Raw genomic sequence first — 23,809 nt, forward strand, 5'->3', positions numbered from 1 at the left:
AGCTTGTGCTCGCTCCCTCCGGCCATAAGGTCGTGGAGGCGGGTGATGGTTCCGAGGGCTTGGCCAAGGCGAAGGCAGAGCGTTTCGACCTCGTCATCACCGACCTGAACATGCCGGTGATGAACGGCCTGGAGATGATCCGGGGCCTGCGTGCGCTCCCGTCCTTTACGGGGGTGCCGATCGTCTTCCTCACGACCGAGTCCGATGACGGGGTCAAGCAGCAGGCGAAGGCCGCGGGCGCGACCGGCTGGATCACCAAGCCCTTCAAGCCGGAGCAACTGCTTGCGGTTGTCGCCAAGCTGGTGCGGACATGATGGAGCTCGATCCGACCGAAACATTCCGGCAGGAGGCCAGCGACCTGCTGGACAGTCTGGAGGCGGCGCTGCTCGATCTCGGTCAGACGCCCCAGGATAGCGATCTGATCGACGCGGCGTTCCGGGCGCTGCACACTATCAAGGGCTCGGGGGCGATGTTCGGCTTCGACCGGGTCGCGGCCTTCACCCATGATTTCGAAACCGCCTTCGACCTGATCCGCAAGGGCAAGATCTCGGCGGAGCGCGACATCATCACTGTCTCCCTGGCCGCCAAGGACTATATTCGCGCGCTGATCGACGATCCCGACTCGACCGATCCGATCATTGGTGAGGCGATCGTCGAAGAGCTCCAGGCCCTGATCGCCACGGGCGCGAGGGGAGGCACGGCGTCGCCCATCGGTGCTGCCCTCGACGAGCCTCCCGCGGTGGCCGCCGCAGACGGCGCAGGCTGGCTGATCGAAATCGCCTTCGAGCCGGATATCCTGCGCAACGGGACCAATCCGATGGTCCTGCTCGACGACCTCCGCGCGCTTGGCTCATGCAGGATGAGTGCGCATCTCGACGGCGTGCCGGAACTCGGAGCGCTCGATCCGGAGACATGCATGATCGCATGGACGGTCGAGCTTGAGGGGGGCTGTACGCGCGAGGACATCGAGGATGTCTTCATGTTCGTCCGCGATGAGATGAAGCTTGCGATCACGCCGCTCGGCTTGGCGGGATCGGCGGATGCGAAGCGTCCCGCGAGCGCGGAGATCGACGCAGTGGCTGCGGCGGCGCCCGCTGTCCCTGCCGTTGCGAAAGAGTTGCAGCCCGCCCTGACGGAGCGTGCCACTGGCGAGCGGAGCGAGGGCGCCCGTCGCGGTGAGGACAAGACCTCGACCGTCCGCGTCCAGGCCGAGCGCCTGGACGAGTTGATGGATCGCGTGGGCGAACTCGTCATTGCGCAGGCGCGGCTCAGCCAGCTCGCGCATTCCGGAACGGATCTCGCGATCAAATCGATAGCCGAGGAAATCGAGCGCCTGGCGTCCGGCTTGCGCGATTCGACCATGGGGGTGCGCATGGTGCCGATGGGCTCGCTCTTCGGCCGCTTCCGTCGCCTTGTCCACGACCTCTCGCGCGATCTCGGCAAGCCCGTCGATTTCGTGACGGTCGGCGAGGATACCGAGCTCGACAAGACCATGATCGAGCGTCTTGCCGATCCCTTGGTCCACCTCATCCGCAACGCGATCGACCACGGCATCGAAGCGCCTGCGGCTCGCGCCGGCACCACCAAGTCGCCGACGGGGCGGATCGAACTCGCCGCGCGCTATGTCGGGGCGCAGGTGCTCGTCACGGTGCAGGATGACGGCGCCGGGCTCGACGCGGCCCGCATCCGCGCCAAGGCCGAAGAACAGGGATTGATCGCGGCCGGGACGCCCCTGAGCGAACACGAGATCCATCAGTTCCTGTTCCATCCCGGCTTCTCCACTGCCCGGACGATCTCCGCGCTGTCGGGGCGCGGCGTCGGCATGGATGTGGTCAAACGCACGATCGAGGCCATGCGGGGCACGATCGATCTCGCCACCGTGCCTGGCTATGGCAGCACGGTGACGCTGCGGCTGCCGCTGACGCTCGCCATCATCGAGGGCCTGCTGATCCGCGTCGGCGAGGGGCGCTACATCATTCCGCTCTCGGCGGTGGAGGAATGCGTCGAACTGACCGCGGCCGAGGACGCTCGGGCGCGCGGACGCAACTTCCTGAACGTGCGCGGCGACCTGGTGCCCTTCCTGCGGCTGCGCGATCTCTTCGAGGCCGACGGCGAGGCCGACCCGCATCAGAAGGTCATCATCACCACGATGGGGGATACGCGCGTCGGCCTGGTCGTCGACCAGATCATCGGCAGCCACCAGACGGTGATCAAGTCGCTGTCCAAGCTTCACTCCGATGTCACGATGTTCTCGGGCGCCACCATCCTTGGCGATGGTTCCGCTGCCCTCATTCTCGACGTCGCCCAACTTGTTTCGCTCGGCCAGAGCCGCGCCGAGACCGAAAAGACACCGGAGGCGGCGTGATGCAGATTCAGACGCAAGGCGGCGCCGGCCACGGCCCTCACACGGCAGCGGAGACGCGGCTTCAGGTCCTGATGATCGGGCTCGGCAGCGAGATCTTCGCGATCGAGGCCGACATGGTACGCGAGATCATCGACCCGGTTCCCGTCACCCGGGTTGCGGGCGCGCGCGCCTTTCTGCCGGCTCTCATCAATGTGCGCGGCAATGTCATCCCCTTGGCGGATCTGCGCCTGCGCTTCGGCATGGCGCGACGAACCGACACCGCCGACACCCGCATCGTTGTCGTGGAGATCGAGATCGACGGTGATCCCGTTGCGCTCGGGATCATGGCCGACAAGGTCTACGAGGTCACGGAGATTTCAACCGCCCAGATCCAGCAGACACCGCGTCTGGGAATGCACTGGCGGCCGGAATTCATCCGGTTCATCACCAAATGGAACGACGAATTCGTCATCGTTCCCGATCTCGAGAAAATTCTGAGCTGAAGCGCTACCCATCCAGCGCAAGACACCCTTCACGTTGCTTATCGGGGACTGACTATGAGATTGACGATCAAGACTAAACTGGCCGGTGCCTTCGGCATGGTCATTGCCCTGTCCATGGTGGCAGGCGGACTTTCCTATCAGAGGCTGTCCGACATGTCCGAGACGCAGGACGTGCTGATCAATTGGACCAACCGGCTGGACCAGATCAGCGACGTTCGCAGCATGATGAACAGGTCGGTTCGCTCGGAAAAGAATGCCGTCATGGCGGCAACCGACAAGGAAACGCTCGCTCATGCGGCGAGTGCCGTCCAGAACCGCCTCGACGCCGTGAAGCTGAAGGAGCGGATCCAGGCTCAGGCCAGCGACGACGGCAAGCGCCGCTGGGAGGCTCTGACGCCGAAGATCAATCGCTTCTTCGCGGCGCAGGACGAGGTCATCCGCAACGCCAAGCTGAACTCGAACAATCGTGCTGCGGAACTCTGGATCAGCGAGATGACGCCGCTCATCCAGGGCGTGACGGTCGCCTCGACGGCGCTCCTGAGCGAGCTCGCCAAACCGTCCGCTTCGCCCGAGGCGCTGCGGCTGGCTCTCGATTTCCAGTCGGTGCGGCTGGAATGGCTGCGCTTGACGCGGTCGATCGGGCAGCTGTTCGGCGCGACGACCGTTGCCGATGTCGAGAAGCTGCAAAAATCTGCCGAAGTGCAGGCTCGCGACGTTCGCGCTGCGCTCGCCAAGACTGCGGCCCCCATCGCGGAGCAGGGAGTGTCGCCGGCAAACATGCTTGCCGCCTTCGACAAGGGTATCGATTCGGCGCTTCGGATCGCAGCCGTCGCGGGCGAGGCGGGAAACATCAAGGCCAGCACGATCTCGATGGGCGAAGGCAGCGAAGCCGTCACCGAGATGATGGCGGGGCTCGATGAGTATACCGACTTCATCAAGCAGTCCGCCGCGGCGGCGGCCAAGGAAGCAAGCGAACAGGCGGCCTTCGCCAAGACGCTGCTCATCGGCATCATTCTGGGCTCGCTGCTGATCGCCATCATCGCCGCCACCTGGATCGCCCTTGCGATCAGCCGCGGCCTGTCGAGCGCGGTCGGTCTCGCCAATGCGGTTGCGATCGGCGACCTCGGACAGTCGATCTCGGTGAAGAGCAAGGATGAGATCGGCGATCTCGTCACCGCGCTGAACACGATGACGGCAAATCTCAACGACACGGCCGCTGTCGCCAACGCGATCTCCAATGGTGACCTCAYGGTCGAGGCCAAGAGGCTGTCGGAGAAGGACACGCTCGGCATCGCTCTCGAGAACATGGTCGAGAAGCTGCGTGATGTCGTCGGGCAGGTGACGAGTGCTGCCGAGAACATGTCTTCGGGCAGCCAGGAACTGTCGGCCAGCGCCGAACAGCTCTCGCAAGGCTCGACCGAGCAGGCCTCTTCGACCGAGGAAGCCTCCTCATCGATGGAGGAGATGGCGGCCAATGTGAAGCAGAACGCCGAGAATGCCAGCCAGACGGAGAAGATGGCCTCGCAGTCGGCGAAGGATGCCGAAGCGAGCGGCGTTGCCGTCGGCAAGGCGGTCGACGCGATGCAGACCATTGCCGCCAAGATCAACATCGTCCAGGAGATCGCCCGTCAGACCGATCTGCTGGCGCTGAACGCGGCGGTCGAGGCAGCCCGTGCCGGCGAGCATGGCAAGGGCTTCGCGGTGGTCGCCTCGGAAGTGCGCAAGCTCGCCGAGCGCAGCCAGGCGGCTGCGGCGGAAATCGGGACGCTGTCGGCCGATACGGTCAAGGTCGCGCAGGAAGCCGGCTCCATGCTGGCCAGGCTGGTGCCTGATATCAAGAAGACCGCCGAGCTGGTCGAGGAGATCACCTCCGCCAGCCGCGAGCAGGATGTCGGCGCTGCCCAGATCAATCAGGCGATCCAGCAGCTCGACAAGGTGACGCAGCAGAACGCAGCCGCCTCCGAACAGGTCTCCGCGACCTCCGAGGAGCTCTCGGCTCAGGCCGAGACGCTGCAGGCCACGATCGCCTTCTTCCGGCTCGATGAAGGCAGCACGCGCAAGAACAGTCAGCGCCCGGTTGGTGTCGACAGGGCGGTCACCCAGCTGCGCGGCAAGGCCACGGCCATGGCGACGGCGATCCAGCCGAAGAAGGCGCCTGTCTCCGGGTTGCGCCCGGCCAAGAAGGTCGTCAATGGCGGCTTCGCCTTTGACATAGATGGCGGCGAGGATCAGCACGACGCCGCGTTCCACCGCGCCTGAGCGGATACCGGCCCCGCCCAGGAGGCGGGGCCGGTCCTGCTGCCCTCCAATCCGCCTGGTTCCCTAGCCGCATCGCGAGTCTTCCATGGCCGACACCGCCCAATACCTGACCCTTGGCATCGATCAGGAGCTCTTCGGTATCGATATCCGCAATGTCCGCGAGATTCTCGACATGCGCCCGATATCGAAGCTGCCACATGCGCCGGCCTTCCTGCTCGGCATGATCGATGTCCGCGGCGCCGGCTACCCGATCGTCGATCTGCGGACCAAGCTCGGGCTGCCGCGCACGGAGCCGACCGACGCGACGCGCATCATCATTCTGGATGTGCCGGTCAAGGGCCGGACGCTGGGCGTCGGCTTCGTCGCCGATCGGGTCTTCGAGGTCACGGGTCTCGACGCCGACCAGACCGAAGCCGCTCCCGATGTCGGCGGTCGCTGGCAGTCGAACTACATCGCCGGGATCGGGCGCAAGGGTGAAGCCTTCATCGTCGTCTTCGATCTCGAGCGCCTGATGGAAGCCGACGGCCTCCCCCTGACCGATCTCGCCGCCGGTAAGGCAGCCTGAGACCGATGGGGCCAACGATGTCGCATTCCTCGGACTATCTGGCTGACAAGCATTTCTCGGCCATCGCCGCGATCATCGAGAGCCGCGTTGGCATCAAGTTGCCGCCGACGAAGCGCACCATGGTCGAGGGGAGGCTGCGCAAGCGCGCCCGCGCGCTTGGCCTGGCGGGGGTGTCCGGCTACGGCGCCCATCTGTTCGAGCGCGGCGGACTCGACGACKAGCTTGTTCACCTGATCGATTGCGTGACCACCAACAAGACCGATTTCTTTCGCGAGCCGAGCCATTTCGAGTTTTTGCGCAATGTCGCCGTGCCGCAGCTGCTGCGGCGGCATGGCTCGCTTCCGGCTGGCCTGAAGGTCTGGAGCGCTGCCTGCTCGACAGGGGCGGAAGCCTATACGGTTGCGATGGTGCTGCAGGACCTGGTGAATGCCGCCAGACCGATCCGCTTCTCGATCCTGGGTACCGACATCTCGACGGAGGTCCTGCGCGAGGCGAGAGCGGCCATCTATCCGCGCCCCTTCGTCGCTCCGGTGCCGCTGGCCCTGCAGCAGCGCTATCTCATGAGATCGAAGGATCCGCGGCAGGACGTCGTCAGGGTCACGCCGGAGCTGCGCCGAAAGGTCCATTTCGAGCGCCTGAACCTGATGGATGAGAGCTATCCATTCGACCGGGACGTCGACGTCATTTTCTGCCGCAACGTGCTGATCTATTTCGACGGGCCGACTCAGAGGGCCGTCATCGAACGCCTCGTGTCGCATCTGCGCCCCGGCGGCTACCTGATGCTTGGCCATTCCGAATCGATGGCGGGCAGTGGCATTGCCGGACTGCAGCAGGTCGTCCCGACCGTCTATCAGGCCGATCCCGCCGCGCCCAGGATGTCAGCAGCATGACCCGCCCACCGATCCGCGTGCTCATCGTCGACGATTCCGCCTCGGTGCGCCAGGTCCTMAGTTCGATCCTGAACGACGATCCGGGCATCGAGGTGATGGGAACGGCGGCCGATGCCTTTGCCGCCGTGCGCCGCCTGCAGAACGAATTGCCCGATGTCATGATCCTCGACATCGAGATGCCGGGCATGGACGGGCTCACCTTCCTGCGCAAGATCATGGCGCAGCGGCCGATCCCGGTGATCATCTGCTCGACCTTGACCGAGGCGGGATCGCGGGCGCTGTTCGATGCGCTCGAAGCCGGCGCGGTCGACGTGCTGCCAAAGCCGCGTATCGACACGCGCAACGCCCTGATCGAGACGGCTGACCGGCTCAGGCACTCCGTCAGGGCGGCCGCGCAGGCGCGGCTGCGCCCCAGGCAGGCCCGCCTGCCCGTCGAGAAGAAGCTGACTGCGGATGTCATCATGCCGCCACCGGTCCCGGGACGTGTCCGTAGCGAGACGGATCGCATCGTCTGCATCGGGATTTCGACCGGGGGGACCGAGACCCTGCGGGAGGTTCTCACCGCCCTGCCGGTCACATGCCCCGGCATTGCGGTGGTGCAGCACATGCCCGAAAAGTTCACCGCCGCCTTTGCCCGGCGGCTGAACGGCATTTGCGCGGTCGAGGTCAAGGAGGCCGAGGATGGCGACGAGCTTCGCGCCGGCCGCGTCCTGATTGCGCCGGGAAATCGTCACATGCTCCTGCAGCGCTCCGGCACGCAGTATCGCGTCGCCATCAAGGACGGCCCGCATGTCTCGCGTCACCGCCCGTCCGTCGATGTGCTGTTCCGCTCGGCGGCCCAGTATGCCGGTGCCAACGCACTCGGCCTGATCATGACCGGCATGGGCGACGACGGTGCCCGCGGGCTGCTCGAAATGCGCAAGGCCGGCGCGCACACGCTCGCGCAGGACGAGGAGAGTTGCGTCGTCTTCGGCATGCCGAAGGAAGCCATCGAGCTTGGCGCAGCCCAGCGCGTGGTCGGCCTTGCGCGGGTCCCGCAGGAAATCATGGCCTGGCCGCATCTCKGGCGCGGCGGGGCAGGCGAGATCGCCCAAACCGCCTGAGGGCTGAATCGCAATGCGTTGGGGGCAGAATGTTCCGGAATAACGAAGGACTACCGAGGTTGATCCAGTCGCTCGATGCGAATGCGCGCGCGATCGATGTGACCTTCGCCACGGCCGGGCAGCAGCTTGGCGAGGGCCTGACGCTGTTCCAGGCACTGAACGAGCAGCTCGCGGCCTTGTCGAGCGAACTCGCAGGCAGCGAGATCGAACAGGCCCGTACGGCGCTGCATCGTCTCGCCGGCGAGCTGCGCACGCTGAACGACGACCTTTCCGCCGAAACCAGCGCGCTTCAGGATCTGTCGATTCACAGCCACAACGCCTCTCAGGCCCTGGAACGGCTGCTCGAGCATATGCGGCTCATCACCATCCTCGCACGCAGCGCGCGGATCGAGGCGATCTCCATTCCGATGGTCGGGAGCGATTTCGGCGACTTCGCCGGCGAGATCGGCACGCTGACTACGCAGGCCCAACGCACGATCGAGCGCTGCGCGCGCGACCAGGCGCAGCTCTGCAGCCTTCTTGATTCCGCACTGACGGCGCAGCGCGAATTCGAAGGACGCTATGGCAGATCCCTGGCAGCCCTGGCGGGCAAGCTCGGCCAGACGCTGGCGGAGGTCATCGAGCGCCAGAGCCGCAGCGTCGCGCTGACGGAAGAGGCTGCCGCGATCTCGGGCCGCATCACATTGGCGACCGGAGGCGCCATCATCGCTCTCCAGTCCGGTGACAGTATGCGCCAGAGGCTGGAGCATGCCATTTCCGGGCTGCGCCTGGGTGAGGCGCCGGGAGCGGTCGGCGACGAGGACGGCGAGACACGCGCCGCCTGTGTCAACGTGCTGCTCCGGCTTCAGTCGGCGCAGCTTGAAGCAGCGTCAGGAGCGCTCGGTCCCGATGTCGAAGAGATCAACAGCGCGCTGATCCTGCTCGACCGCGAGACCACGCAGCTGATCGATCTCGTCAGGTCGCTCTATCGCGGCGGCAATGGCGGGGCCGCATCCTTCCTGGTGGAGCTGGAGGCTGACCTCGCCGAGGCCTCAGTGCTGCTGGGCCGATGCGACATCGCCCGTGCGGGCGTCGATCGCGTCACCGAAGCGGTGGCGAGCGTTCTCGACACCTGCCAGGGCACGGTCGAGGCGCTTGCTGCGACCGCTGCGAATATCGTCCTGATCGGCATGAATGCAGGGCTGCGCGCGGCTCGTATCGGCACCGGTGGGCGCAGTCTCGTGGTGATTGCGCAGGAGTTGAAGTTCGCGGCCGATCAAGTGTCGACCGATTCGCGCAAGCTGACTCCAGCCTTCACGCAGATGCAGGCCGCCTCATCGGTGCTCAAATGCGAGGGGAGGCTCGACGCTGCCTATTTCGCCTCGCGCGACCTGACGATGCGCAGCTCGCTCGCAACCATGCGCCATAGCGGCGACCGGCTCGGTGCGAGCCTGGACGAGCTGCTGCGGGAGGGAGAACGGTTCGGCGCCGTGATCGAGCAGGCCGGATTGTCCTTCTCGAGCACCGGAGCCATGCGTGATCTCATCACGGGGGCGGCGCATGAACTGCTGCGCGCTGCCGGCGCACAACTGCCGGAGACGCATCTGCGCGCGCGGGTCGGGGATTTCATCGAGCAGGAAATCTGGCCGAACTACACCATGGCGGCGGAACGCCAGATCCATACCGCCGTGCTCGAGGCTTGCGGAGTAGTGACCGGGGCGCGTGCGCCGGTCGCCGTGCCTGCAGAAGCGGATGTCGATGAATTCCTGTTCTGAGCCTGTGCGATCCGGCGCCCCCTGGCGCCATTCAGGCGGGGGGCGTCGGCATTAAGTGCAGGTTTACTGACTTTGTTCTTTTCGCTCAAAAGTTGAGCGTTGACCGGAGCCCTTCACGATTATTGGGCTCCCGCCCGCCTAACAAGACAGCCGCTTACCTTGGAGAAACGTGGCATGCGTCTGGGCGGTTGGGGATTTGTTAAACGGGGCATCGCGGCCGCGCTGGCCGGCCTGATGGCCGGCCTGATGGCCGGGGTGATGCCGGTTCAGGCCTGCACGAATATACTTCTGATGGCGGCGGATGGAACGCCGGTCTATGGCCGCACGCTGGAATACGCGATCGAGACCCAGTCCGATGTCGTCGTCGTGCCGCGCAACTACGAGTTCGTCGGGACGCGCCCGAGCAATGTGCCCGGCATCAAATGGACGGCGCGTTATGCCTTTGTCGGCGTCATGAGCTTCGGCCAGCCCTTCGTCTCGGACGGCATGAACGAGAAGGGGCTCGCCGGTGGCGCGCTCTATTTCCCCGATTTCGCCAGCTATACGCCGCCTGAGAAGGCCGATGGGCGCACCGCGCTGGCACCGTGGGAGTTCCTGAGCTGGGTGCTGTCGAATTTCTCGACCGTTGCCGAGGTGAAGGCGGCGCTCGACAAGACTGCGATCATCGATCTGCCTGCGCCGATCGTGAACTTCACCTTGCCCTTCCATTTTCCGATCCATGATGCGACCGGCGCCTCGATCGTCATCGAGCCGATCGACGGGAAGCTGAAGGTCTATGACAACCCGATGGGCGTCCTGACCAATTCGCCGCCCTTCGACTGGCACCTCAACAACATCCGAAACTATGTGAAGATGTCGCCGGTCTCGGCCGACCCATTGAAGATMGGTGGGAAGACGTTTGCGCCGTTCGGTCAGGGCTCCGGCTTGCTCGGCATCCCGGGCGACCCGACGCCGCCCTCGCGCTTCATTCGTGCGCTCGGCTATGCCGCGTCGGCGAAGCAGCTTGCCGATGGTCCGCAGACCGTGCGCCTTGTCGAGCACATCATGAACAATTTCGATATCCCGATCGGCTTCATCGACTCGGCTGCGAAGGGCGGTGAGCTCGAATACACCCAGTGGACCTCGGTCGCCGACCTGCGGGCCAAGAAATACTACATCAAGGGCTACAAGGATCAGGTCCTGCGTGCGGTCGATCTGAACAGCTTCGATCTGGATGCGAAGGCCCTGCGGGTTGCGCCGTTCAAGATCAACCTGACGCCGCCGGCGCTCGAATTCGCCAAGTAGCAGGCGGGAACGAGCAGGCAGGAAAGTTCGGACCTTCGGCCCGCTGCATAAGCCGGCGGCCCGAAGGGGGAGGCCTGCAAGCTGAAACTCTGAACGGCCGCGCTGGCAAGACCGGCGCGGCCGTTCGTCTATTGGCTATCGAGACGCGGTGAGGGGGAGTGACACCGTGAGCAGACCCACCGTCCCGCGCGCCCTGTTCTCCACGCTGAACTCGCGCAGCACCTTGATGCGCGCCGAGATCGGCGTTTTGCCGATCTCGAAATTATACGCGATCGTTCCACCCAGGGCCGTGGTCCGTCCCTTGTAGGCGCCGAGTTGGGCGCCGGCGCCGCTGTCACCCGTAACCTGCTGATAGTGGTAGCCGATGATGCCGGCCGAAATCGCGCTGGTGATAGCCTTCGACGCGGCCCATTCGACGTGAAACTCGGTACCTGTCCGGTAGTCCGTCGCGTGATTGGTGCCGTTGAAGGTCACGCCGACCGCTGTGGAGAGGTCAATGCCCGTTTCCGGATCGAACCAGGTCAGGGCGCCGGAGAGATCGCTCGCCCAGCGATGAAAGGCGAGGTTGGCGAGCTGCCCATTGCGATAGTCGCCGACTGGCACATTGACGAGCGCCGTCGTGCTCCAGTGGAACTTGCCGGAATGCCATCCCAATGTGGCGGACAGGACGGGGTCGCCGACGATGGTCGCCTTGTCGCGGAGCGAGCGTCCGACGACCGTGTTCGTGCGCGGCGAATCGAGTTCGACGCCTGCCGAGACCGCGACACGCCCGACGGGCAGGACGGCGCCCACCGCCAGATTGCCGCCAAAGGCCTGCCACGGCGTCACCCAGGTGCCATTCAGGAAGTCGGCACGCGCCTGACTGCGCACATTCGCGATGACCCTGCCGCCCGTCGGAAGCGATTTCCGCGCATCGAGCTTGGCGTCGTAGGAATAGGTGTCGCTTTCGAAATAGAATCCGGGCGGAGGCAGATATCCCGCCATCGGCCCGCGACCGCCGAGGAGATAGAAACCGGTGCCATTCTCTGCCGCCTGTGCCGCATGGGGCGCCAGGCTCCAGCAGGCTGCCACACCGGCCGCGACAAGCGCGCGCGCCGTCCTCAACCCAAGCGCTGTGCGCTTGGCTTCCCCTCGAAGCATAGTCCCGTCGCCCCTCAACATGCGGCAATGCCGCTCGTCAGCCGAATCAATGACGCGACGTTAGGGCGTTTCCCGTCGTGATGGATATGCGGGGCACGATCTCTCGACGGGTTTTGCTCCGCTTACGGCGCCGTGAGGAGATGAAGGGCTGCAGAGCGTAGACGAAGCGTGCTCCGGCCATGACAGTCTCATCGTCGGACGGCGCTGTGCCCCTGATCCGCGGTTGCACCGGGACGTTGGCGGCGTTGGCGATGGTCTCGAAATGGATGCTGATGGCAGCGTCACGGTGCAGCCGCGCGCGACCTTGAAGAGGTCGGCGGGCGCCCGGATCATCATGTCGTCATACCCCCTCTTGGTAGCGAGGGGGGGTGGTCTTGCAATCGACCTTTGTAGAGCCGCCTGCTGAAGGCAGTCGGCCACAAGTCTTTACAAAACCAAACTCTTCGGCGCCGAAGCGATAAAGAGTGGTGCCCAGGAGAGGACTCGAACCTCCACGCCCTTGCGAGCGCCAGCACCTGAAGCTGGTGCGTCTACCAATTCCGCCACCTGGGCAACGGCGGTTCGTTTACGGGGGCGGATGGAGGCTGTCAACGTCCTTGGCGCGTGCTTGCACCCCTGAGTTTCCTTACGCGCCAGAAGCCTGCCGCTGAGCCATTTCTACACCGGTCGGATGCCACGGCGTCAAGAGGCGGCTGAGGAGTCTTGGGGCTATCCCGGACGAGCAGGTTTACGCCGCGTTCCACGGCCACAAGCTTCGCTGTCGAAAGCCAAAACGCCCTGCTACATAAGGCGACTTGAGTTAGCCCCCAGGAACAGCCACGAGACTGTGCGATGCCCACGATGCATGTCTTACCGCTAGCGCTGGTTATGGCGACCAGCCTGCTTGCTATTGTGGGCAGCGCGAGCGCCCAGTCCCGCGAAAACCTGCTTTGCACCGTCACGAAGAAGTCAGACTCGGAGCGAGACTACCTTCCCGAGTATATAGCGAAGCTTCGCTTTGCGGTTCGCCTTCGGCAAGCGGGCGACAAGGTGATCGTGGAACGCTGCTCCTTCTCGGCGTCACAAAACCGAGTCACGTGCGATCCCTATGTGGTTGACCAGATCGCTTACGATCCCACAGCCGGGATAACGAAATACTACCTATTCAGGTCACATTTCGATCTTCAGGTATTCAGCAGCCTCGCTTTTGTTGAGAACAATGGGCGTGGCAGCGTTGCTTGGGGTCAGTGCACCGTTGATCGCTAGGCTATTTCCCACAGCCTCACAATGATTGCCGTGCCTACTTCGGATCGGATGGAAACGAGATGTTCAAGGCTCTGCTGAGGATTGCTGGCTGGGTGCTTGTAGGTCTCGTGGGTACCGTAGCCGTCTTCTCCGCGATGTTCCTTTACGTGGGCTACCAGGTCCCCGTAAAACTCTACGGCGGCGGAGTTGATATCAAGGAATGGGATAGCGGGCTCGTTATTGCCTTGGGGACCTGGGTAATCGAGGGTGATCGGCAGGCAGCGCCTCTTCAGCACACAGTCTTGACGTGCCAGCGGGATGCGAAGGAGTGCAAATCCTCAACTGCCGAAATTTCGTATGGAGGCTTTCTAGCTGTAGACAGCGATCGGTATGAGATTATCAGGTGGACGGACGACACAATCGACTTCGCCAGCTCTGCTCTGTGTGTGAACTACACCTATAATATTAATCGCATCTCAGCCCGTGTTGTCGCAACTCGAACACCGAAAAAGGACGGCCCTGCGCTGTGCGGCGGTCTCGGGAGGGGTACGTTTCAACTGTCACTCAAGGATGGGTACCTCGTGGAGTCGGCTCTTAAGAACGAAGCTTGGGCGCGAGCTGAACCCTTTGCTTGGGCTACCCTAGGTGCTCTCTGGTTGTTTATTCTGACCCGCATCTTGCGACGCCGGACGACGGTGGCCGTCAGGGCCGGGTAGCTCGTAACAGGACGCGAGGGCTCATGGGCCATCCCCTGTTTCCTGAGATGCTCGCAGGCCCATACAACACGGGGTGGGCTCAAGAGTTTCCGAGATGTATCGGTCTGTTAGGGTCCTCTAGCCGGCCTTCAAAACGCCTGCGCTTGGGGTCTCGCTGCATCGATGAGAGCAAAAGCCGCATCAGCAGCCTCAGGAGTCACCGGGGGCCGTGGTTCCGTGCTCAGGGTGTAGTGGCCTCGCGAGTTCAATGGCCCTCAGTGTGGCGCCCTGGAGAGCCACCAAGCCGTTGGTGTGAGGGGTGGACAACAGCACCAACTGCTACAGCTGGATGTTCTTCGCGTCTTTGAGGTCCTCATCGTCCCGGCGTTTGGAGAAAGCGATCTGCTGTCTTCGCGATGCCTCACTAGCTATCTCTAATAAAGCAGCCATCCAATCGCCCACAATCAAACGCTTAACTCGCCAGAAATGCCATTCGGTTATATCGTGCCGAGTCTCTTCATGGATATCTAAACTCATAACTTCGTTTCCGTTGAAATTTAGGTCGACACTACCAAAGCTGCCGTGACTATCTGGCGCGTAGCTGCGGCCATTATTATTAAGGGTTATTCTCCACCTATGACCTAAGCTTGTAAATTCTGTGACGGTTGTCGACTCGCCACGGCCATCAACACTCTTGACCTCTTGCGCGCTAATATCGGTAGCGGGAACATAAGCGCTGCCATGAAAGTCGTCCCGCTTCGACCAGGAAGGCCAATGCTTTATGTGAGAAAGCAGGGTGGGAGCCAAGGCTGCCCCAACGCCCGATTGCCGAACGATTTTAAGAGCTTGCTCTAATAGCTTGCGGGCTTCTTCAAGCTCCACGTCAGGTTGACCGTAGAGGCGGTCATTTATGCTTGCCTGAAAGTCCTGCAGTGCCTTTATCAGTGCGTCAGCTGGTGACAACGCCGTTAAGGGCTTTTCCGGCAACGGCTCGGCGGAAACCAAAGGTCTACGGCGCTTCCAGAACATTACCGCCTCCTCAGCTATGGGCGACCCCAGCGCTCGATTCATCGTCAATTTTATGGCCCTATGCCAGCCATTGGGTCCCCAGATTCATTGAAACTGGACGTCAAGGCCTAACAACACCACGAGGCCTTTAGCCTCTTTTTTGGAAGCCCCAATGTTTCGTTGACGTCTCGAATTGCTCGCTGGAGGGACCCAACCCTGGGGGGCCTCGCGCGGCCCAGCGGGGACGAGGAGACGTCACCACCTGAGCCTGGTGCATGACCGGCGCACTTGTTACGTGCGGGCGTCCTCATGTACCTCAGACACATTGGCCATTCGATCCTTGCCCCCCCCAACGGCCTTCGCAATGATACGCAAACGCCTGCAGAAGCCCATGCGGGCAACCCTTATTTGGGTTAGCTGCAATCCATGGGGACGCGAGGGATGTTCAGCTAGAAAACCTTCAGAGACTAACGCTGCGGCCCCGGCAACTGTCGGACAAGACTACGCCGCATATCAAGGTTCAGCCGCGTATGATTGGCTTMCAATAGGATTTCAAGAATTCATTGCAAGTCATGTCGGCTAGATCGACTGAGGTGACGACGCTCTTGTCCGGTCCCATGGAATTCACTATGTCCTTCTCAATTACTCTCTTGTTTGGCGCTGACAGGCCATAACTTGTGCCAAAAATAACTTTATCATCGGCCTCATCTACCGTGAGTAATTTTAGATTCATGTCGCCAAATGAGAATCCTAGATAAACAACAACCTGAGCCTCTGAGATGAGTTGGCGCATTCTATTGAGCATACGATCATCATCGGTTCGTTCAGTGAATGTCCTGATTTGACCCGCTATCTCAGGTAATTCGCGTGGCTGAACCTTTTTCCCGAAGGCGACCGCGCCACGCGGCTCTTGCCAAGGTAGCCTGCCAACCTGTCCATACGGATGTTCGACCCTGAGGCTCCGGGTTAATACCTCCGCGTCGTGCAGTGCAATTCTGTAGTAATTTGCTAACGCATGGGCAATGTAATGCTCGATACAGCGGTCGTAATTGAATGTGATGAACGACACGTTTGAGAATATTTGCGACAAATCAGAACGCTGAACTCCCTCGTGAAGCATCTGGAAAAACGTATTGTACCACGTGTCTTCTGAGCGGCTGAGATTAAGAATGTCATCGCGATCACGGTCGGGGGCAAGAAGACTCTTACTTTCGGCCTCCAATATGCTCCTTGCGATCCCGATCTTCCCCATCCAAACGACAAGTTCATCCGTAGCATGTGAATGCAAGTAGTTGTCGATTGAGATGGCCTGCCCCATCGCGCTGGCGATTGCGCGCCCCGCATGATGGTGTGGGTTGGGATCGCGATCACCGGCTTGCTGGAGTTTAAACCGTATGGCCTCAACTATCTCCCTATCTCCCTTGGTGAGGCTGTAGCCATCCTTGAAGCGAATATCGAGCTTGCGAGCAATGAGGCCTGTGAGCTGTGCTCCCATAGGAAAATCAACTTCTCGGCTGGCCCCGGCTCCAACAATAAAGACTGTCTTCCGTTCAAACATCGCCCGCCCTCACAGCCAAATTCTTCCCCATTTGTCTCGATTCGGGGTTGGAAGCGAATCAACCGGCTCAAAAGGTCCGTTAGTTCCTCTCGGGCAGCCTTCGAATGCCGCATGAGGGCCTAGGCTTCCTCTGAGCGATCAAGGCTGACTAGCGCGGTGGTTCCGTCACTCAGTGGGTAGTGGGCCTTGAGGAAATCAATTCCTGCCTGCATGGCTCATTGAGATTTCTAATAGATCGGGGGGTCAAAGGGCCATGAGTATCTTCAGGACCCCGAGCACTCTCTACTGTCTCATAAGGTCAGCGATTGGAGTCCCGCTGCATCGAGGAGAGCAGAGACTTCCTCAGCTGCCTCAGGACGCGGCGCGTGCCAACTATGGGCTCCCAGAATTCTTTGAAACTGCACAGCAAGGCCTAACAACACCACGAGGCCTTTAGCCCCTTTTTTGAAGCCGCTGTATTTCGTTGGGGGATCAAATAGGCCTCTGGAGGGACCCAAAAGGGGACCCTAGGTCCTCGTGCGGCCAAGCGGGAGCTGTMGGTCGGCCGTGGCTGACGCGAGCCTGGGACAAGGGCAATGCTTGATGGGGAGCATCCGGCCTTGGGTTGCTCAGGGGCATTGGGACATTAGGCTTCGGCCTTCTCCAGTACCCGAGAGACACCGGCAGGGGTCCATGTGGCAAGCCCCCGCGCCGTGGGGACGCTACGAGCCGTCAGCTCCCGAGCGATTGCTCCGAGCGATGAGATGCCCAAGGCCTTTAGCTCCTCAATAATGGGGAGGATGTGAGAAGCCCTGTCCTTGGCCTTAGCACTCCTGGCAGCCGCAGAGKTCTTGCGGGCCTCATGKTCGATCACAGCGCCTCGATTACCACCTAGCTTCGTTCCACGAGCCTTAGCCGCGGCAAGCGCAGCCTTGGTCCGCTGTGAGATCATGGAAGCTTCGTGCTCGGCTACAGCCGCAAGGATGTGGATCGTGAGTCGGTTGGCCTGGGGGAAGTCCACAGCGACAAACTCAACGCCGCTTTCCATGAGGTTGCTGACGAAGGCGACGTTGCGGGCCAGACGGTCCAGCTTGGCGATGATCAGCTTAGCCCCATAGAGCTTTGCGGCACTGATGGCCTTTTGAAGCTCGGGGCGCCCGTTGTCCTTTCCGCTCTCTACCTCTGTGAACTCAGCAGCTAGCGACCACTGGCMGCCATTGAGATGCTGACGAACGGCTTCCTTCTGAGCCTCAATGCCCAAGCCGCTCTTGCCCTGCTTGTCAGTGGAGACCCGGTAGTAAGCAACGAAGCGACTATGGGCCATCTGCGTATCTCGTTTCTGTCTACGAACGTTGACACAAACGATACGTTACTCGCGAGGGTAAATCAACTTGAATTTCAGCCGAGCCGACGTGTACGATCAAGAAAAGGCTGCGGGGGCAGATGATGAGTCTTCAAGATTCCATTTTTATAGGTTTTGCTATCGTAGTGGTCATTCAGATTTACACCTTGGAGCGATTGAGCGGTAATGCTTCAAAGTCTGACGTAAGACAGATTAAAAGCATGATTGAATCTATATCGCGAGACATATCTAGGTTTGATGACATAATTAGGGAATCGAGTGAGGCAGTAGCTGAGATCAGCGAGAAGCTAGGCACGGCGTCTGACCAAGTAGAAACTGATATCGAAGATAGAGAACTTACGGTTGAATCATTGCATCAGCGATTGGATACCCTTGAGCGGTTGATTCAGGACTTATATGAGAGGGCCGCATAAGCTGTCAGAGCCCAGCAGGAGATGCCGGGCGCTCGACATTTCCCGCCGAAATCCTTTGTATTTCCCAAGGGCTTAGGTCCGTTTCGGCCCATTTTGGAACCACTACAGAGAAGGCGCAGGCTTCTCAGGGCCCTCTCAAGTGTTCGGAAGCGCACGCAGAGCGCGAATTTCAGGACCGTCGAAAGTTCCGGCGAATCCATAGTGCTCTCAGGGGCTTATGACTCCAGAGGCCTCTCGCTGCCTCACTTAAGAGAGGCTGTCTCGTGGATCGTGCTCCGGGGCGCTCGGGGCGTAGGTGCTTTCATTGGTTCCCCTGTCTTAGGCCTCTGGGCATCGTCAGCTGTCCGGGCTCTCGGAATGTTTCGCTGATTTACCAATAACACCAATCACTTGAGCCCGCTCCGGCGCGATTTTGGTGCCCTATAGAGAGAAGGCGGTCCGAAGCCGCCCAAAGATACCCACGACCTCAAGGGCTCGCGAGCAATCGCGGGCTCTTTTTTGTTTGTCGTGTGGTCCTCGGGAGGAACTGAGCGGAAAGCTCACCCAATAACAAACCCAACGATGGAGAAAGACAATAAGACCATGAATGACACAAATACGKGCCACTCATCGATGGCTGATGATATCAATAGGCTACGACAAGAAGGCGTATCGGATGATGATATTCTTAGTGGTTATCGCACGTACGCCCCTCACAACAGTGGAGATGTTGACCGCCTGCTAAGCGAAGGCGTCAGCGTCAAGCGGCTAGTTGATGGCATATCTACCGCACCACATGAGCTACATTCGCCACCAACGGCTTCCCCGCAGGACAGCGAGGGCGCACTTGAGAAGTCCCGCAAGGCTCTACAATACGGTGCTGCTAACGCTGCTGTAGGCGTTGGTCGCACGGCTCACTGGCTTGGTGAGGCCTCGGGCCTCGATACGGCTAAGACAGCCGGTGAGGCTATCGCTGACTTTGGCAAGTCCATCGTTCCCGAGAACTACAAACCCGCCTCTCAGGGCTTCTATTATCCTCAAGGGAAAGACGCGGGCGCTGGTGGGTTCGGATGGGGCTATCTGCCTCGCACGATCCTTGAGGGCGCTCCTGGCCTTGCGATTGACCTTGGTGCTGGTGCGCTTGCTGGTCCTGCGGGGTTCATGGCTTCGAGTGCCTCACGATCCTTCGGCCCGTCCATGGATGTCCGCGTGGAGAACAATGGGGGCAAGCCTGCCTCTGTCACGGACTATGTCGCGGCTGGGGGCTCTGCGGCTCTCCAGGCGTACATGAACAAGGTTGGAATCAACCCCGCGATCTCGGGAGTGACCAAGGGTGCAGGCCTTGCGGCTATCTCTCAGATACCGGGGCAAGTCGCCAAGGCGGGCGCTGTGGATGCATTGGCCGGCGCTGTGGGCAATCTGGTTGATCAGGTCGGAGTGACGGCAGGCACGGATAAGGGCCTGACCATCGATCCTCATGAGATGCTGGGGGCCGCTGCGTCCTCAGGGGCTATGGGCGCTTCCGTGCGAGGCGTCAGGGGCGCGGGCGATATCACCAATGCCGTCCGATACAGCGATATGGACCCTGTGGTGGCCGGGAGACTGGCAGATAGGTTCAACAGGCTGGGCATCGAGCCTCGCGATCCTGAGGGGGCATTCAAGGCGGTCACGGTCGCTGAGGAAGCCCTGAGCGGAGAAACTGGCCGAGCACGGAAGGACCTTCGTACCATGCTTGGGCGAGAGGAGAGCAGTAGGCATCGAGAGGCGATGGATACCGCTGAGGTGCTGCTCAGCAATGGGGAAACCATTTCGATGGATCGCCTCGGGCAACTGCGGGATGCGTTGGGCTCATCGGCCCTTGGGAAGCGCTACATCGAGAAGCTTGAGGAACGCAGTGCTCTGAATAGCCTGAAGGCCAAGGGGCGCTTTGAGGATGGTTATTTCGCCGGGGGTGTCTCCTCCTCGCCACTCATGGAGGACACAATAAATCCTGCTAGTTGGGCCAGGAACCCCACGAAGAGAGCCATCGGAGGCGCTGCGGCAATCATTGGTCTTGGGAGCGAATTGGAGATGGCGAGGGCACTCGTGGCTCCCGCASCTCTAGCGAAGGCTATGGCGCTCCAGGGCGGTATCTACGGAGCTGCGCGTACGGTCGATGCCATCACTGGCAGTCGCAACCCTGTTCACGAGTTCACTAGCCGCTTTGGCGCGGACGGTAGTGGGGGTGTTCCCCTTCGGCCTGTTGGGTCTCCGATGTTGGATGAGGCCGCGTTACCCATCCCAGCGAGACTTCCTCCTGAGAGCGCCTTGGCGGCACATGAGGGCGCTACGGGTCTGGAGGCTGTCCAGAGGGTCGCCCAGGAAGCCGTACAGGCCCAACGAGCGCGCCAGGCAGGCAAGGGTAGTTCAGAGGCTTCCGAGGCCGCCAGTGAGGCTATCAAGGATTCTGGAGAGCGCATTGATCCACGGACCATTCGCATAGATCATCGGGGTTACTCTGTGGAGCGCCCCAGAGAAACGATTGTCAGCGTTGATCGGTACACAGCCAAGACAAGGGCTCACATGAACACCAGAGCTAACTTTGGCGATGGTCTCGAATCTATCGCTGGGGATCATGCGGGCGTTGCCCGATCATTGGTCAATAAGCTGAATCTTCAGGCTAGGTCATGGGAGGAAGCTAAGTCCTACGTTGAGGACGCGATCAATGAGCTTCCTTGGGGCCAAAGGTCTCAGGCTTGGGATGTTTACCTCAAGCATGAGGCGGGCCTGAGGGCCACATACAGGGACTAAGAACCACAAGAAATAAGCGAACACATGGGCCTCTTGGAGCAATAGCAATCCAAGTGGCTCTTTTCTTATGAACTCAAACAGGATGACGAACATGATTACTAAGCGCTTCAAGAACCCTCGTGGGATCGATGAGAACACCCCGTTCTATGGCTTCTATGTGCGAGCCAATGGACAGAGCCGGGAACGCCTTAAGCAGGCTCAGAACAAAGCATCACAGGACATGGGAGGGACACCAAGCAATGCAGTGCTGCTTGATGAGCTCTTGAAAGTCTACCTTGGGTGTCATGCGGCCTGAGGTCATATTGAGCTAGGCCACAACGCATCGTGACCCAAGTACAGTTTCAAGCTCTTAGAACTTGGACTGAAGCAAAATAACTCATTGAAACATAATGGCTTTTTGGATCGATCCTTAAAAGGAAGATCTAAAGAATTAGAGGGCCTTAAGGGGCCAATGATAGGGGGTATTTTATTATAACCCCCTCCTTAAGAAGATCATTTCTCATCATTTGATGCTTCCAGACCGCTCTGTGGTCATCACAGCTATCGTTAAGCATTCAAATCGATCCAAATAAGCCATGTTTGGAAGGACTAAACATTGATCACCATAATTGACTCTATCATGGGTTCTGGAAAGACCTCATACATGATCGAGCGCATCAATCATACCCACTCAAAGGCCGTGTCATTGAGCTTCGATAATGAAGATCACTCCATGCCTAAGTTTATCTATGTGGCTCCATTGCTCAGTGAGGTGGATCGTATCACCGACAAGTGCCCTAGACTTGAGTTCCGTAATCCTCAGCCTATCGATGGTCGGAAGCTCTACCATCTTGATAAACTCATAGATCGTGGTGAGAACATTTGCACCACCCACTCGCTCTTTAAGCTTCTCACTCATGAGATGTGCGCGAAGATAAAGGAGCAGGGATACACTCTGGTCATAGATGAGACCTTGGAGTGTGTGGCTCTCTTTGAGGAGCTTTCGGCCTCTGATCGTAGTTTGCTCATCGATAAGGGCATGATCTATGTCGATAAGGAGTCGCGGAAGATTCGATGGAATAACGAAGCTCACAAGAACTACGTGGGTAAATTCGACCACATCAAACGCCTCTGCGACAACGGGAACCTTGTGTTCGTTAGAGACAAGGTTCTGATCTGGGAGTTTCCCTCAGAGTTCATTCGTGCATTTGAGGATGTGATTGTCCTGACATACCTCTTTCGTGGCTCCCCCATGGCTTCCTACTTGCAAGCGGAAGGGCTGGAATACGAACTCAAGACCCTGCGGAACCAAAGGGTAGTGGCTTTTACCGACAGGGAGGAAGAGGCTCGCCTGAAGGAGCACCTGAGGAGCCTTATCACGATCTATGAGGGGCCTTTGAATGACGTTGGAAGGCGTGTTGGGCGAAGCAATCCGTTCTCATCGCAATGGTTCAAGGGCAGAACCGATACACAGCTTGAGAGGCTAAAGGCGAGCACAGAGTATTTCTTCAAGTCTGTGGCCAAGACTGTGTCGGAGGACAATGCCTGGACCACTTATAGCTCTGTAAAGGGAAAGTTGAAGGGCTCTCGATACTCCCGTGGATTCATCCCATGTAACGCCAAGGCTACCAACGACTATAAGGAAAAGAAGTCTCTAGCCTATCTCTGCAACATGTTTCCCCATCCATACGTTAAGGCCTACTTTGAGGATAGGGGTATAGCCATGGACCAAAGCGCCTTTGCTCTCTCTGAGATGCTTCAATGGATATGGCGTTCTCAAATTAGAGATGGCGAGCCAATCACGGTGTTTATCCCCTCAGAGCGCATGAGGAGTCTACTGAAGGATTGGCTGTGGGATAAGCCTGTATCGGCTGAAGAGGCAGAGACGATCACCGCTCTAGCGGCCTGATCAAAGGAAACACAGGAGCCCCTGGGCTTCCCATTGGCGCCGATGTGGAATGCTCAGGGGCTCCATGCAAATTGTAATATTGTTGCGTCAAAAAGTTTAGATCTGAGAGATTGTTGCGTGTGGTCGATTGCTCAACCGTGCGGGACCTTAGGAGCCCTTAAGCTCCCTTGGCTTCCTCATCCATCGCAAGCTGTCTCGGGAACTTCGCGATGGCTAGAGCCATGGCATCCACGGTCACATCACCGTAATCATCACCGGCAGTCCTCGCAGCGTGCCCTTGGATCGCATCGACCACGCGATTATCCATGCCAACTGAGCGGGCCACGGTCTTGAAGCGATGTCGCCATCCGTGGTTCGGCATCACACGAGGGTCCTTCACGGTTTCTCGTGCTGTCTCCGCTAGGCGGTTCTTGAGGCCCTGGAGCGGCCCTAGAACGTCACCGTCCTTCTTGGCAGGCGTGAGGAACAAGTGCCCCGCTTTGCTGCCCTGGGCGAACTCCGGGAAGCCTTTGGCCGCGAGATGCTCATGCATTACAACGTCCCGCGCCTGATCGGTCTTCACTGTCCCGGCCTCGGGGCTGATATGAATCACCCAATGGTTGCCAGCCTTCCGCACATCCTCTTTGCGAAGCTGAGCTAGTTCGCCAACGCGAGCGCCTGTGTAAGCGCACAGCCATGGAATCCACCGCTTGGCCGCGAAGGTCTTTGGCTGCTCATTGCCTTGCCTGAGTGCATCAGCAGCCTTGAGGAGGGCTTGAGCCTCATCATCGGTGAAGCCCTTAGGGCGTGCCATCCTGCGCTTGCCGAGCTTGATCGTGATGCCTTCAGCCGGATTGCTGGTGAGGCGTCGATTGCTCACTGCCCATCCGAATAGGGTCTTGAGGGCCGATAGATCACTATCCTTCACGGTCTTTGCCGAGATGGGCCTGTTGGTCCTCGGGTTAACGGTGGCCAGTCTGTGGTCCTTGAAAGCCACGACATGCTCAGGCGTCACTTGCGTTGCATCGTCGCGTCCTAGGAAGGCGATGAAGCTATTCGTGGTGTTACTGTAGCTCTCATGGGTGCTTGGC

The 23,809-nt window shown here is 60.2% G+C and carries 19 protein-coding genes and 1 tRNA gene; 14 read left to right on the forward strand and 6 right to left on the reverse strand.

What is annotated here, in order from left to right; all coding sequences use genetic code 11:
* From AC1DJT_RS10390 to AC1DJT_RS10430, 9 genes are all read left to right on the forward strand, one after another.
* A partial coding sequence (locus tag AC1DJT_RS10390) for a response regulator (protein WP_476834016.1) occupies window positions 1-314 on the forward strand: 314 nt, incomplete at its 5' end.
* Window positions 311-2,365 carry a chemotaxis protein CheA gene (locus AC1DJT_RS10395; protein ID WP_441507869.1) on the forward strand — a complete coding sequence of 685 codons (2,055 nt, stop codon included), beginning with the start codon at window positions 311-313 and terminating at the stop codon, window positions 2,363-2,365. The genes AC1DJT_RS10390 and AC1DJT_RS10395, both read left to right, overlap by 4 nt.
* Entirely contained in the window at window positions 2,365-2,847 is a 483-nt protein-coding gene (locus AC1DJT_RS10400) for a chemotaxis protein CheW (RefSeq protein WP_441490254.1), read from the forward strand. Before AC1DJT_RS10395 ends, AC1DJT_RS10400 begins: the two co-directional genes overlap by 1 nt.
* A 54-nt stretch (window positions 2,848-2,901) precedes the next feature.
* A complete protein-coding gene (locus tag AC1DJT_RS10405) occupies window positions 2,902-5,106 on the forward strand; it encodes a HAMP domain-containing methyl-accepting chemotaxis protein (protein WP_476834017.1) in 2,205 nt (734 codons plus the stop codon).
* An 85-nt stretch (window positions 5,107-5,191) separates the two neighbouring features.
* Window positions 5,192-5,671: a chemotaxis protein CheW gene (locus AC1DJT_RS10410; protein ID WP_441507871.1), complete on the forward strand. Its 480-nt coding sequence runs from the start codon at window positions 5,192-5,194 to the stop codon at window positions 5,669-5,671.
* Between the two features lie 17 nt (window positions 5,672-5,688).
* Window positions 5,689-6,561 (forward strand): CheR family methyltransferase, encoded by an 873-nt coding sequence (locus AC1DJT_RS10415; RefSeq protein WP_476834018.1) that lies wholly within the window; start codon window positions 5,689-5,691, stop codon window positions 6,559-6,561.
* Window positions 6,558-7,664 carry a protein-glutamate methylesterase/protein-glutamine glutaminase gene (locus tag AC1DJT_RS10420; protein ID WP_476834019.1) on the forward strand — a complete coding sequence of 369 codons (1,107 nt, stop codon included), beginning with the start codon at window positions 6,558-6,560 and terminating at the stop codon, window positions 7,662-7,664. Before AC1DJT_RS10415 ends, AC1DJT_RS10420 begins: the two co-directional genes overlap by 4 nt.
* A gap of 29 nt (window positions 7,665-7,693) precedes the next feature.
* Entirely contained in the window at window positions 7,694-9,418 is a 1,725-nt protein-coding gene (locus AC1DJT_RS10425) for a coiled-coil domain-containing protein (RefSeq protein WP_441507873.1), read from the forward strand.
* A gap of 174 nt (window positions 9,419-9,592) precedes the next feature.
* Window positions 9,593-10,702 (forward strand): linear amide C-N hydrolase, encoded by a 1,110-nt coding sequence (locus AC1DJT_RS10430; RefSeq protein ID WP_476769382.1) that lies wholly within the window; start codon window positions 9,593-9,595, stop codon window positions 10,700-10,702.
* A gap of 135 nt (window positions 10,703-10,837) precedes the next feature.
* Here the strand turns inward: AC1DJT_RS10430 and AC1DJT_RS10435 are convergent, their stop codons facing one another.
* Together AC1DJT_RS10435 and AC1DJT_RS10440 are read right to left on the reverse strand one after the other, a co-directional pair.
* Window positions 10,838-11,842 carry a SphA family protein gene (locus AC1DJT_RS10435; protein ID WP_441507875.1) on the reverse strand — a complete coding sequence of 335 codons (1,005 nt, stop codon included), beginning with the start codon at window positions 11,840-11,842 and terminating at the stop codon, window positions 10,838-10,840.
* Window positions 11,843-12,307: 465 nt separating this feature from the next.
* Window positions 12,308-12,394, reverse strand: a tRNA-Leu gene (locus AC1DJT_RS10440).
* 279 nt (window positions 12,395-12,673) lie between these two features.
* Here AC1DJT_RS10440 and AC1DJT_RS10445 point away from each other — a divergent pair.
* Both AC1DJT_RS10445 and AC1DJT_RS10450 read left to right on the forward strand, forming a co-directional pair.
* Complete coding sequence (locus AC1DJT_RS10445; RefSeq protein ID WP_476769962.1) at window positions 12,674-13,087, forward strand: hypothetical protein; 414 nt, start codon at window positions 12,674-12,676, stop codon at window positions 13,085-13,087.
* A gap of 59 nt (window positions 13,088-13,146) precedes the next feature.
* Window positions 13,147-13,782 (forward strand): hypothetical protein, encoded by a 636-nt coding sequence (locus tag AC1DJT_RS10450; protein WP_476834020.1) that lies wholly within the window; start codon window positions 13,147-13,149, stop codon window positions 13,780-13,782.
* Between the two features lie 318 nt (window positions 13,783-14,100).
* On the opposite strand, the gene AC1DJT_RS10455 is transcribed toward AC1DJT_RS10450, so the two are convergent.
* The 3 genes from AC1DJT_RS10455 to AC1DJT_RS10465 all read right to left on the reverse strand — a co-directional run bounded on the left by AC1DJT_RS10455 (window position 14,101) and on the right by AC1DJT_RS10465 (window position 17,630).
* Window positions 14,101-14,790 (reverse strand): hypothetical protein, encoded by a 690-nt coding sequence (locus tag AC1DJT_RS10455; protein ID WP_476769964.1) that lies wholly within the window; start codon window positions 14,788-14,790, stop codon window positions 14,101-14,103.
* Between the two features lie 499 nt (window positions 14,791-15,289).
* The gene (locus AC1DJT_RS10460) at window positions 15,290-16,327 is read right to left on the reverse strand and encodes a hypothetical protein (protein WP_476834021.1); all 1,038 of its coding nucleotides are present in this window, start codon (window positions 16,325-16,327) and stop codon (window positions 15,290-15,292) included.
* 625 nt (window positions 16,328-16,952) lie between these two features.
* Window positions 16,953-17,630 carry a recombinase family protein gene (locus AC1DJT_RS10465; RefSeq protein WP_476834022.1) on the reverse strand — a complete coding sequence of 226 codons (678 nt, stop codon included), beginning with the start codon at window positions 17,628-17,630 and terminating at the stop codon, window positions 16,953-16,955.
* A 1,064-nt stretch (window positions 17,631-18,694) separates the two neighbouring features.
* Here AC1DJT_RS10465 and AC1DJT_RS10470 point away from each other — a divergent pair.
* The 3 genes from AC1DJT_RS10470 to AC1DJT_RS10480 all read left to right on the forward strand — a co-directional run bounded on the left by AC1DJT_RS10470 (window position 18,695) and on the right by AC1DJT_RS10480 (window position 22,739).
* Complete coding sequence (locus AC1DJT_RS10470) at window positions 18,695-20,851, forward strand: hypothetical protein (protein ID WP_476834023.1); 2,157 nt, start codon at window positions 18,695-18,697, stop codon at window positions 20,849-20,851.
* A gap of 91 nt (window positions 20,852-20,942) precedes the next feature.
* Window positions 20,943-21,146, forward strand: coding sequence for a hypothetical protein (locus AC1DJT_RS10475; protein WP_476769969.1), 204 nt, complete (start codon window positions 20,943-20,945; stop codon window positions 21,144-21,146).
* Between the two features lie 348 nt (window positions 21,147-21,494).
* Window positions 21,495-22,739 carry a hypothetical protein gene (locus AC1DJT_RS10480; RefSeq protein WP_476834024.1) on the forward strand — a complete coding sequence of 415 codons (1,245 nt, stop codon included), beginning with the start codon at window positions 21,495-21,497 and terminating at the stop codon, window positions 22,737-22,739.
* Between the two features lie 157 nt (window positions 22,740-22,896).
* Here AC1DJT_RS10480 and AC1DJT_RS10485 read toward each other — a convergent pair whose 3' ends face one another.
* Window positions 22,897-23,715 (reverse strand): tyrosine-type recombinase/integrase, encoded by an 819-nt coding sequence (locus tag AC1DJT_RS10485; protein WP_476769971.1) that lies wholly within the window; start codon window positions 23,713-23,715, stop codon window positions 22,897-22,899.
* Between the last annotated feature and the right edge of the window lie 94 nt (window positions 23,716-23,809).

The organism is Allobosea sp. 05T422_2, assembly GCF_056396265.1.